Origin of the sequence: Kitasatospora sp. NPDC086801, from assembly GCF_044745805.1 — a bacterium.
Lineage (GTDB): Bacteria > Actinomycetota > Actinomycetes > Streptomycetales > Streptomycetaceae > Kitasatospora.
In genome coordinates this window covers 78,569-89,318 of record NZ_JBIVAX010000036.1, presented here as the reverse complement: position 1 = coordinate 89,318, position 10,750 = coordinate 78,569, and the positions used below count along the sequence as shown (strand labels likewise).

Annotated in this window: 12 protein-coding genes; 2 read left to right on the top strand and 10 right to left on the bottom strand. The window is 68.1% G+C overall.

Going from position 1 to position 10,750, the window contains the following annotated elements; translation table 11 throughout:
• Nucleotides 1-98 precede the first annotated feature (98 nt).
• The 3 genes from ACIPLC_RS29240 to ACIPLC_RS29230 all read right to left on the bottom strand — a co-directional run bounded on the left by ACIPLC_RS29240 (nt 99) and on the right by ACIPLC_RS29230 (nt 3,033).
• Nucleotides 99-892, bottom strand: a protein-coding gene (locus ACIPLC_RS29240) for an IS5 family transposase (protein WP_400476020.1) whose coding sequence is annotated in 2 segments (ribosomal slippage) — nt 99-559 and nt 559-892 — 795 coding nt in all. Because the reading frame shifts where the segments join, the coding sequence is not laid out codon by codon here.
• Nucleotides 893-1,289: 397 nt separating this feature from the next.
• Nucleotides 1,290-2,069: a hypothetical protein gene (locus ACIPLC_RS29235; RefSeq protein ID WP_400476014.1), complete on the bottom strand. Its 780-nt coding sequence runs from the start codon at nt 2,067-2,069 to the stop codon at nt 1,290-1,292.
• Between the two features lie 457 nt (nt 2,070-2,526).
• Nucleotides 2,527-3,033, bottom strand: a complete 507-nt coding sequence (locus ACIPLC_RS29230; RefSeq protein WP_400476013.1) for a hypothetical protein — start codon at nt 3,031-3,033, stop codon at nt 2,527-2,529.
• Nucleotides 3,034-3,367: 334 nt separating this feature from the next.
• Between ACIPLC_RS29230 and ACIPLC_RS29225 the strand changes: the two genes are divergently transcribed.
• Entirely contained in the window at nt 3,368-4,525 is a 1,158-nt protein-coding gene (locus tag ACIPLC_RS29225) for a methyltransferase (protein ID WP_400476012.1), read from the top strand.
• A 72-nt stretch (nt 4,526-4,597) separates the two neighbouring features.
• Here the strand turns inward: ACIPLC_RS29225 and ACIPLC_RS29220 are convergent, their stop codons facing one another.
• The 7 genes from ACIPLC_RS29220 to uppS form a co-directional block, all read right to left on the bottom strand.
• A complete protein-coding gene (locus ACIPLC_RS29220; protein WP_400476011.1) occupies nt 4,598-4,849 on the bottom strand; it encodes a hypothetical protein in 252 nt (83 codons plus the stop codon).
• 461 nt (nt 4,850-5,310) lie between these two features.
• Complete coding sequence (locus tag ACIPLC_RS29215) at nt 5,311-5,559, bottom strand: hypothetical protein (RefSeq protein ID WP_400476010.1); 249 nt, start codon at nt 5,557-5,559, stop codon at nt 5,311-5,313.
• Between the two features lie 1,363 nt (nt 5,560-6,922).
• Nucleotides 6,923-7,075, bottom strand: a complete 153-nt coding sequence (locus ACIPLC_RS29210; RefSeq protein WP_400476009.1) for a hypothetical protein — start codon at nt 7,073-7,075, stop codon at nt 6,923-6,925.
• A gap of 91 nt (nt 7,076-7,166) precedes the next feature.
• Nucleotides 7,167-7,814, bottom strand: coding sequence for a hypothetical protein (locus ACIPLC_RS29205; protein ID WP_400476008.1), 648 nt, complete (start codon nt 7,812-7,814; stop codon nt 7,167-7,169).
• Nucleotides 7,811-8,086: a hypothetical protein gene (locus ACIPLC_RS29200; protein ID WP_400476007.1), complete on the bottom strand. Its 276-nt coding sequence runs from the start codon at nt 8,084-8,086 to the stop codon at nt 7,811-7,813. The genes ACIPLC_RS29205 and ACIPLC_RS29200 overlap by 4 nt, the downstream gene beginning before the upstream one ends.
• A gap of 137 nt (nt 8,087-8,223) precedes the next feature.
• The gene (locus ACIPLC_RS29195) at nt 8,224-8,658 is read right to left on the bottom strand and encodes a site-specific integrase (RefSeq protein WP_400476006.1); all 435 of its coding nucleotides are present in this window, start codon (nt 8,656-8,658) and stop codon (nt 8,224-8,226) included.
• Between the two features lie 16 nt (nt 8,659-8,674).
• Complete coding sequence (uppS, locus tag ACIPLC_RS29190; RefSeq protein ID WP_400476019.1) at nt 8,675-9,451, bottom strand: polyprenyl diphosphate synthase; 777 nt, start codon at nt 9,449-9,451, stop codon at nt 8,675-8,677.
• Between the two features lie 120 nt (nt 9,452-9,571).
• Here uppS and ACIPLC_RS29185 point away from each other — a divergent pair, with 120 nt between their 5' ends.
• Nucleotides 9,572-10,615, top strand: a complete 1,044-nt coding sequence (locus ACIPLC_RS29185; RefSeq protein WP_400476005.1) for a methyltransferase domain-containing protein — start codon at nt 9,572-9,574, stop codon at nt 10,613-10,615.
• Nucleotides 10,616-10,750: the final 135 nt, after the last annotated feature.

Sequence of the window (10,750 nt, the reverse complement as noted above, 5' to 3'; positions counted from 1 at the left end):
CCTCCTCCACCACCACCGTAGAGACGAACAGCCCCACGCACAGCCCCGATCAGCAATCTCCCAGCTCAGCCCTTCCCTCCAGAAGAACCGCACCCATCTCATTTGGGGATCCTCCGGAGGCAAATGAGGGCTGCGGCGATGCTGGCGAAGGCGGCGAAGTGGTCGGCCTTGCGTTCGTAGCGGCGGTGCAGTCGACGGAAGCCGCCGAGCCAGACGACGGTGCGCTCGATGACCCAACGGTGGCGGCCGTGGCGTTGGGAGGACTCGACGCCTCGGCGGGCGATGCGGGCGGGGATCTGGCGTCGTCGCAGGTAGGAGCGGATGAAGCGGTGGTCATAGGCTTTGTCGCCGTGCAGCTTGCCGGGCCTGCGTCGCCTCGGTCCGCGCCGCGAGGGGATCGGCGGGATCGCATCGGCGAGCGGGATCAGGGCCTGGCTGTCGTGGACGTTGGCTCCGGAGATCGCCAGCGACAGAGGCAAACCGGTACGTTCCGTCAGCAAGTGGATTTTCGACCCGCACTTGCCCCGATCGACAGGATTCGGATCCGTCAACTCCCCTTTTTCAGAGCCCGCATGTTCACCGAGTTGACGGCGCACCGCGACCAGTCCAACTCGCCCCGCGCGCCGAGCTCCTCCAGGACGACCCGGTGGAGCTTGGCCCACACTCGAGCCCTGCTCCACTCGGTGAAGCGGCGATGGGCGGTGGGCCCGGACGGACCGAAGCAGGGTGGCAGTTGGGCCCAGGTGCATCCTGAGGTGGCCACGAACACGATCGCCGCCAGCACTTCGCGGTCCCCGTATCGGCGTCGGCCACCGCCCTGCGGCCGACTCGGCGCCGCCGGCACCACCAACTGGAACAGCTCCCACAGCTCATCCGGCACCAAGCGCTCCACGATCGTCACGCGAGCAGCCTACAAGGCCAAATGAGATCACTTCTAAAAGGCGTTGACGTGATAGCGCGTGAGTTGCGCTGGCACCACAGGCTGAGGGTCCAGCGAGGCCAGGAAGTACGTCCATCGCCGGAGGGGCAACCACCTGTTCTGGGCTCCGGAGAGGGTGCGAAGTCCGCCGCCAGGGCGGTCCGCATCGCGAATGCCTCGGCGAGGAGGGGATGCCGCCCGGGCAACGGCAGCTTGCCGACATCGAATGTGCCCCGCCGGCCGTCCTCGCTGTGGAAGTCGACGACGAGTCCCCCCGATGCCCCTTCGTGAACGAGCGCTGGGGCCTTGTAGTCCGCGGCTGGCAGAGCTGACCGGCGGCCCGGCCCGGTGCTGCCCCGGCCCTGGCGGGTCACGGCGTCGTCTCCTTCTCCCCGGGCAGGTCCTGCGGGGGCTTCTCGTCGCCCAGGGCCGCGGCCGGGGTGTCGCGGGGGTCCTCCCAGGTGTCGGGGACCAGGGCCATGCGGGTATCCATCTCCAGTTCCTGCAGGGCATGCAGATAGATCAAGGTCGACAGCTGCGAGGCGTGTCCCAGTCTGCGGCGGACCCAGTCCATGGGGTCGCCGAAGATCCGTTGGTAGTGCAGTCGCTGGGCCGGGTTCATGTCGCCGAGTGCGGCGATGTGCCCGCGCTGGAGCTGTTCGAGGGTGATGACGGCAAATGCATGCCTCAGCAGGTGGGCGTGTGCAAAGAGGTCCAGTCCCTGCTCTTCGCACCGTTGGTTGGCCGTGGTGAACATGTCCTTCCATGCCGACAAGGTCAGCGGCATCCCGCTCTCGCCGAGCCAGAACATCGCGGGCTCCAGGCCCTGTTCGGTGTCGACCAGTAGCCGCCGACGCTCGCGCGGGCCGAGCAGTCGGACGTCGATCCTCTCGCTGCGGTGGATACCGCTCGTGTACTGGGCCAGGTGCGGCCTCTGCGGATCGGCGATCACAATCGGCCGTCGGATCTTGCGGTAGCGGCCTGCATCGCGGGCCTCCTCAATGACGCACTGCCGGTCCTCGGCCGCGTAGGCCGTCAGGTCCCGGCGGACCGAGAGCGGCTCGTAGACCCAGCGGGCCGAGTTCCGTTTCGCGATCGCCTTGGGCAGCCAGGACTTGCTGTAGCCGGCCGGGCCGGGTCCGGTCGGCACTTCCGTGATCAGGCGGCTGGCCTGCTCTTCCAGCCGCAGGCCAGTGCGGACCGTGGAGTCAGTGAAGGTTCCGTCTGCTTGGGCTTCGCGTAGACGTAGAACTGCTGCAGATGGGGGACCTCTTGGCTCCATGTGTCCCCGTCGACCCGAGGCCCGCGGGGATCAAGGCGTCGCCAGTAGTGGTAGGCCGTGTGATCGGCCTCGGCCGCGTCCCGCCAGTTCTTCCCGCCCCGGCTCTGATGCAGGAAGTTCAGCTTCCTGCAGAAGGGCCGACGCCCGGTTGATCTGACTGTTCAGCGAGCCCTCCAAGAGGTTCACCCGATGGAAGTACGAGTTGAGGTCCGTGCCGTAGGCGAAGCGCGGCGACAACAGGTACGGCGTGCCATCAGGAATGCCCAGGTCATCGAGCCACAACTCCCACTCGTCCGGGGAGATCCGCAGGTGCCAGGGCTGCGGCTCAGGCTGCGGCAGGTCCCGCGAGCTGTAGTGGACTGACCAGGTTCCTTGTCTCAACACCCGCGGACCGTACAGCTACCTGGTCACTGACCGAGCGTGCACAAGCCAGCGACCGGCGGAACCGTGCGGTGCCGATCGCTCCGTGCGGGTCGTCGGGGACGGTCTCGTGCGGGCGGTTCAGGCGCAGGGCGAGGTCGGAGGCGAAGGCGGTGAAGTCCTCGATGCGGGCGCGCATCGCCTGGATGTGGAGGGTTCGGCCCGCGGGGGCGCGTCCGCGAGGGACGGTGTGGGCGGCGGTGTCGAAGAGCAGACCGTCCGGGGAGATCTGTTCCAGGACGCGGATCGCGCTGACGACCGGCGCGATGGCCACCCACGGCACCTTCCGAGCCCGGCCGGCGGAGTGGTGGTTGCCGTCCGCATCGAGGACGCCCTTGAAGACCCGGCCGTGGATCAGGTGGCGTCCGGGCGGTTCCGGGTCGGGGCAGCAGCCCCGTTCCAGGGCCAGCACTACTGGCGGGAGGGGGTTATTTCGACCGTGCGCTATTCCCCTCCTTCTGTCCTCTTCATCGGCCCTGCCTGGGGAAGCTGCCACGAGGTAGATCACCTGTGGCTGGCTGAGGTTGCGAGTCGGCCGCCAGCCGTGAGACCGTTCCAACGATCTTCTCGGAAAGGGTTTTTCGTGACGCTCGGCATGGTTCTCGGTGATTTCTCGGCTCGCGCTTCGACGCGGGAGCCGTTCCTGCCCTGACGTTCGCACCTGCGCTCGCAGGTCGCGCCCGTTGGCTCCCTCCTCGTCGAAGTGCTCTTCGTGCCCCATGCACGTTCGATCACGAGGAGTACAGGTGTCCGAGATCCGTTGGATCGAAGCCGGTACCGACCAGTCCGCCCAATGGCACTCCGAGAACGGGATGCCAGCGCCCCGACGCGTCGTCGTTGCCGATGACCGTATGCGGGCCGACACCGCATACCGCCTGGCCTGTGAAGGAACCGCTATGCTGTGGCGCGGCGACTTCCACAACGCCCGCCAGTTGCTGCAGGCCATGAGTCGCCGTGCCGACCGTAAGGGCCTTCAGCAGGGGGCCACTCCGGCAGAGTCCTTCCACCTGCACCGCCGCGCCCGCGGACAGCGTGCCCGCACATTGAGCATGCTGCTGGTGCTGTTGGAGCACGACTACACCATTGCGCTCCGCAGATCCCCCGATGTCCGTCGGGCATGCACAGAAACGTACGGCCCGCCGGAGCGGCCCTCGGTGATCTCACTCAGAGAGCTGCTTGGCGTGATCGGCTCGAGCCAGTGGCGCCGGAAGGGGGTGGAGGTGCCCGCCCTCGGTGCGCGTCTCCACCCGCACTATGGCGTGTTCTCCCCGGTCAGGGGCGAGTATGTGAACCTGGTGGCACAGGCGCCTCTGCCGTTGCCGACGTCGGACCGCGGTCCCGGTCCTCGCACGGCGTTCGATCTCGGTACCGGCACCGGCGTACTCGCCGCAGTCCTGGCTCACCGCGGAATCGAGCGCGTGGTGGCCACGGACACCAATCCACGCGCGCTCGCCTGTGCTCGTGAAAACGTCCGCCGGCTGGATATGGCCAGGAGGATCGAGGTGGTGAGCGCCGACCTGTTCCCCCCGGGGCGCGCCGATCTCGTGGTGTGCAACCCCCCGTGGATTCCCGCCCGACCGACATCCTCAATCGAGCAGGGCGTCTACGACCCGGAAAGCCGGATGCTCCGCGGCTTCCTGTACGGGCTTGCTGACCATCTTGAACCGGGTGGGGAAGGATGGCTGATCCTTTCGGACCTCGCCGAGCACCTGGGACTGAGGCCGCGCCGGGAGCTGCTTGCCACCCTCGACGCAGCACGACTGCGCGTTGTCGACAAGAGCGATGTCAGGCCACGACACCCGCGCGTTTCCGACGCCGCTGACCCGCTCCACGCTGCCCGTTCCGTCGAGGTCACCTCGCTGTGGCGACTGACAGCTGCACGGTCACCGGTCTCCGCTTCCTAGTCGAGCCAGGCAGCTTCGGCCTGCCCCTCCGAAGGGCGGCCCTCATGTTGGGGGCCGCCCTTGCATCTGGTGTCAGGTTTCCGAACGCAGCGCCTCGTCGTCTGTTGCCCGGGTTGCAAGGTACTCGGCCCAGTCGCGTCGGGCGTAGGCAACCCAGCGGAGCGCGGTGTGGCGGTGCATCCCGGTCGCGTCGGCGAGGATCGGGCTGGGGAGATCAGTGGCGAGGGCGGCCAGTGCCGCGTTGCGTGCTATGCGAACCGGGATGCCGTGCCGGTTGAGCTTCTGGGTCATGCCGTGCGTCGAGATCGGCTTGCCGGGGACCATGCCGGGGAAGAGCCATCGAGGGCCTGGGTGGGATCGCGAGAGCTGTGGCCGTAGCTCGGGCTGTTCGGCGAGGCGCCGCAGGAGCTCGGCGAGTCGCGGGGGCAGCAGTACGGGGTGACGGCCTAGGACCAGGTGGGTGTGCTTGTCACCGACCTTGAGGTGCTCGGGTGTCAGGTGACGGAGGCGTTCGGTGGACGGGCCGAACAGCAGGGTGATCGCGCCGGCTGCCCGGACGTCCGAGGGCAGGGCATCGTCGGTCAGACAGCGCTGGAGGAGTGGCCACCGGTCGTCCTCGTCGAGCAGGTCCTGGGGTTCCTGGCTCGGGATGGAGGGGACGGTGAGCTCGCGGGTGAGTTGGCGGCTCGTGGTCCATTTCAGGAAGTAGCGGACCAGGTAGCGCCGTTGGCTGGTGGCTCCGGCGATCCAGTCGTCGACGTGCTCCTGGGCGAGGCCAGCGAGGGTCAGGCCGCGCTGGTCTGTCCAGGCCAGGAAGTCCAGGGCGACGCTGATACGGCGTCGCAGGTCGCAGGTCGCAGGTCGCGGTCTGCGGAGGCAGGATGGTGGCGGGTGGCGGCCCGTTGGCGGGCGCGTCGGAGCAGGAACCAGTGAAGGAACGGGCGGGCGACGTTGGCGTGCGCGGCCGGCTTGCCCACGAGCTCGTGCTCCAGCCAGCCGGGGATGCGTTCGATGTCCTCGTTGCGTGATTCCAAGATGCCTGTATGGATCAGGAGTTGGCGAATGTAGCGCTGGTTTCGGCTGGGTGGCAGCTCGTCCAGCAACTTGTGGGTGAGTTCGCGCCCCTCGGCCGCCAGCTGAGCGAGGAGCTTGGTGTTCGGACCCTCCTTGACCCACTGGATGGCCGGGAACGGTGAAGGGGCGTCCGCCAGCGCGGCTGTGAGCGGTCCCAGTTGCGGGGGCGACGGTGCCGTCGGGCCCGGCCAGCAGGGCGTTGACCCGCTCGGCGAGGACGCAGTGAGCGCATCTGCCGCGACTGTGGGGGTTGCCGGCCCGGCCGCACTGACGGCAGGTGTAGTCGGCGGCGAAGCCGACGCAGGGGCCGCAAACCTCGGCGCCGTCGTCGTCCCGGGCGATCAGCGGCTGGACCGTGCCGCAGCGGGGGCACTCGGCCGGTGACCGGAGCACGGCGGTGTAGCAGACCATGCAGACCGGCCCGATGAGCCACTGGGCGTTGACCGGCTTGGTCTGGCCGCAGCGGGCGCATGCTTCCCCGGTGCGGGTGCGCCGGTAGCAAGTACCGCAGACCGGCCGGCCCTCCTGGTCACGGCTGACGCAAGGGTGGACACGACTGCAGATCGAGCAGGTTGCCTCGGGGCCCCGGTAGCAGCCGTCGCAGAGGTCCGGTTGCCCGTCGCGCGCGTTGCGGGCGATGCGTCTGAGCTGCCCGCACCGCCCGCACGGACGCCGTGGTCGGTGGTGACGGTTGTAGCAGAGGTGGCAGAGTGCGCCGTTCTCGTCGACGAGGGCAGCGGCTGCGGTCTTTCCGCAGCTCACGCATGTGTGCATGGGCCGTTTCCAGCACTTGATGCACAGCCCACGTCCGTCGTCCCGCCGTGCCACCGGGTGTCGGTGCTCGCCGCAGTCGGCGCACTCCTCGAACGTGGCGGGGTCCGTGCGGTAGCAGCGGTTGCAGATCGGGCCCTCGGGGCGCCGGGCGACGACTCGCTGGCCGTCGCGGTGGCAGCGCGCGCAGGTTTCGCGGTTTCGGCTTCGGGCGTCGCAGGATCCGCAGAGCCGCCCTTCGGGGCGGAGTTGTCGCAGGTCAGACCGGATCTTTCCGCAGTGCGCACATCCGGGGCGAACGACCGGATGGCCGCCTTCGTGCAGCACCTGGGCCAACCGCAGCAGGACTGACGGGCAGATGGAACTGCCCGAGGTCAGCGCGTCGGGGTGGGCGACCATGTGATCGGCCAGTTCTTCCAGGAACCGTGCAGCCCCGCGTACGGGGATCGGCACCGCCGCTTCCAGGGCCGCTTCCGCGTCGGCGGTGCCGATCCCCGGCAGGGCTTTGCCGATGCGGCTGCTCGGGCAGCGCCGCCGTTCGGCCTCGCCGGCTCACCGGACCACCGCCAACTGCTCGTCCAGGTCCTGGATACCCTCGCTCTCCCGGGCCAGCCGGGTGAACAGGACGGCCAGCTCCTGCTCGGACACCGGCCCGTCGCCAGATTCGAAGTCGGCCAGCAGCGAGCGCAGCTGCAGATCTGCCACCGGCGCTAATGGTGACGTGGGGTATTGGAACTGTCCGAATGCCTGCCTCACCATCCGTGGCCGGGACGTGCTCGGCGACTGTCGATCATGACTACCACTGGTCGCAGTACTCGATGTGGATCTCGCGGGCGTCGCCAAGGATGCCGTCATTCGAGTGGAGCTCGGTGCAGAAGTACGGATAGCTGGGGTGGACCGGAACATAGTTCGGTCCGTTGCGGGCGACATCAAGGAAGTGCCGAGCGGTCTCTCGGAACACCTTCGCGCTGCCGGTCATGAACAGTGTCTCGGTATGAAGGTGCTGGTGAAATAGGTCGCGGTTCTCCCGGTAGTGACGTGCTGCCCAGTCGACTGCGGCGTCGTCGACAGGGTCTGTGTCGGGCAAATTCACGGTCTGGGGACGGCCGGCGCCGAGTCGACTCCTCACCTGCTTCCAGGAGGAGGGGGCGAACTGCAGTGAATGGTGCAGGAGCACGAGGTCGAGCTGGAAGCCGACGTCGTCCGGTACTTCTCTGACTGGCGGGCGGTTTGCCCGCATTGGCAGGTGAATCAGCGAACGAGGCGAGCGTGCGGCGAGCATCCACAATCCGGCGATGCGTCGGGCGGCGTCCTGGTCGAGATAGACGTCCAGGTGCCGATCGTGGTCGATGAGTACTGCATGGCTCAGAGGCTGCGCAGGCCGGATGACTCTGAACTCGTCGGCTCCCAAGCGGGCCTGGTGGATTACGACCGGCAGTTTCATCGGTTCTCCGTTGCGGTGCGTCGGCTGACTTCGTTGGCATATGTGGCCCAGTCGCCCGCGGAGAGACGTTGCCAGGCGACGGCGACGTCGGTGTGGATGCCCAGGGTGCGGGCGAGGATCGCGGCCGGGATCTCGGTGGCGAGCTGGAAGAGAGCGGTGCTGCGGGCCTGGTTGGGCCGGATCCCGAGCTGGTTCAGCCGCTGGGTCAGCTGTGTGGTGCTGATCGGCCGTCCGGGCTGGCCGCCGGGGAAGAGCCATGGAGACGGGGTCAAGGCCCCGATGGTCGCGTGACCCTTGCGGTTCGCGGCAACCACGCGGGCCAGTGCGGCGACAGGCTCGGGCAGCTGAACGGGGGCATCGCCGAGACGGAGATGTACTTCCTGAGCGCCGACCTCGACGTCCTCGATGGTCAGTTGACCGTGGCCGCGCTGACGTGCGGCTCCACCGAGGGCAGCACCGCACCCTGCCCCTTGCGCCCCGACGGCGGCAGCTGCAGCCAGACGACGTACTCACCCGGATCCTCCAGACGGACCTCACGCCAGTCCAGTCCTCGATGAGCCAGGAACGTCCAGTAGTCCTTGAGGTCGTAGGCGTACGCCCTGACGGTGTTCGGCGATCTGTCGACGTCCGTCAGATGGGCCAGGTAGCGCTCGATCGGCTCCACGGGGACGTCGTCGTCCCCGAGCTCGTCACGCGGCCGGGGGCCGCTGAGGTAGGTGTGCACCTCTGGCGACGCCAGCAGCTCGATGAACGCCGCACGGTCCCGGGCCTCGGGCTCACGGAGCACGAGCCGCTCGGTCCGTATCGGTGCAGGAGGCCAGGCGACGTTTCCAAGATCAGTCATGGCGGGCTACCTCTTCTCAGGCGCCGTAGCGGCGCTGTCGGGCGGCGTACGCGCGTACGGCACGCAGGAAGTCGACCTCACGGAACGCCGGCCAATACGCCTCACAGAAGTACAGCTCCGAGTAAGCACTCTGCCACAGCAGGAAGTTCGACATGCGCTGCTCTCCGCTGGTGCGGATGACGAGGTCTGGGTCCGGCTGGCCGGCGGTGTACAGGTGGCGGGCGATGTCGTCCGTGGTCAGGTGGACGGCGAGGTCCCGCATCGACCTGTCGGTCTCCGCCTGCTCGTACAGCAGATCCCGCATGGCGTCCACGAGTTCCTGGCGGCCGCCGTAGCCGACGGCGAGGGTTACGTGCGCCCCGGTGGGGCACTCCCGCGTGGCCTCGACCGCCTCTTTGAGGGCGCGGGCAGTGGTGTCGGGCAGCGTGTCGAGAGCTCCGGCGATATGTACCTGCCAGCGCGGCAGCGGCCTGGCGAGATGCCGGGTCAGGACTTCCTCGATCACCTGCATCAGGAAGGCGACCTCGGCGTCACCGCGCCGTTGGAGATTCTCTGCGGAGCAGACGAACACAGTGACGTGCCTGATCTGGAGGGCCTCGCACCAGGACAGCACGTTCTCTACGTGCTCGGCACCGTACTTATGGCCGAGGCTCGGGTTCCCGATGCCTCGCTGGCGCGCCCAGCGGCGGTTGCCATCCATGATCAGGCCGATGTGCCTGGGCAACTGCCCGCCCTGGAGTTGTCGGCGAAGCCGGCGGGCGTACAGGGCGTAGAGGGGGTCAGTGACGCGCAACATCGAAGCCTTTCGAGTCGGGGTCGACAGCCGCTGGCCAGCCGCAGCGTGCATACTACGGAGTAATAGCACGCATCGCGTGTCATTGGGGAACCCGCCGTCCACTGCCCGGGAGTGCCAGTGCGTACCAACGACGCCCAGATGCTTGTCCTGTCTGCGCTGGCGGACGGTCCACTGCACGGCTATGCCGTCAACACCGCAATCGAGCGGATGACCGGCGAGAGACTCGGCCGCGGCAGCCTGTCCAGCGCGCTGACACGGCTGCGTGGCAAGGGATTGATCGAGTATCTGGACGGAGAAGGCAGGCGACGCCCGATGCGCCTGACCTTTGCCGGCCGCGAGATGCTCAAAGGCGAAATCGAAGCCCTTGCTCATGTCGCGGGGCGCATCTTCGAGACCGTGGTCCCCGACAAGATCGCTTACCAGGATCGGCTCGCCACCACCGATCTCGCGCACTCCTACAAGCAGGCCGTACTCGACGAGCTGGCCATCCAGCCAGGCCACCTTGTCCTGGACCTGGGCTGCGGCCCGGGCACCGACCTCGGGGCGCTGGCACGCGCAGCAGCACCCGCAGGGATGGTTCTAGGAGTCGACTCCGCCCCTCAGATGATCCGGCAGGCGCTGACTCGCATCGCCGACCTGCCACACGCTGATGTGCTGATGGCCGATGTGCACGCGCTGCCGCTTCCCCCGTGTTCTGCGGATCGGGTGCGCACCGACCGCGTGCTCCAACACGTTGCCGACGTCCCTGGGGTTCTGGCGGAGGCCCGGCGGGTCCTGCGCCCAGGCGGTCGACTCGTCATGGCCGAGCCCGACTGGGACTCGCTCGTCGTCGACCACCCGGACCTGGACGTCGCCCGGGCGTACACCCGCCATATCACCGACCGGATCGTGCGCAATGCCGTCGTCGGGCGGCAACTGCCTCGACTGGCCGAGCAAGCAGGATTCGCCGTCACGTCAGTCGTCCCGGTCACCTCGGTCTTTCGCGAAGTCCGTGCCGCCGACCGGGTTCTCGGTCTCCAACGCAACACCGAGCGCGCCGTGGCTGCCGGCTATCTCACCCGTCGGCAGGCCGACGGGTGGCTGGACCACCTCGTACGGAGTCCGTTCTTTGCTTCGGTGACGCTCTATGTGGTCACGGCGGAGGCCCCCGCGCAGATCTAACCCGCCTCGGCGCTTCTGGTCGCCTCCGCGCGCCTGTCACGCGACGCACGCTGCCCCGGAATGGTCACCTTGGCCAGGTCGAGCCGGTTGCTCCTATCGAGCTCGAACCGACCGTGGGGGTTGGACCCGGGGGAG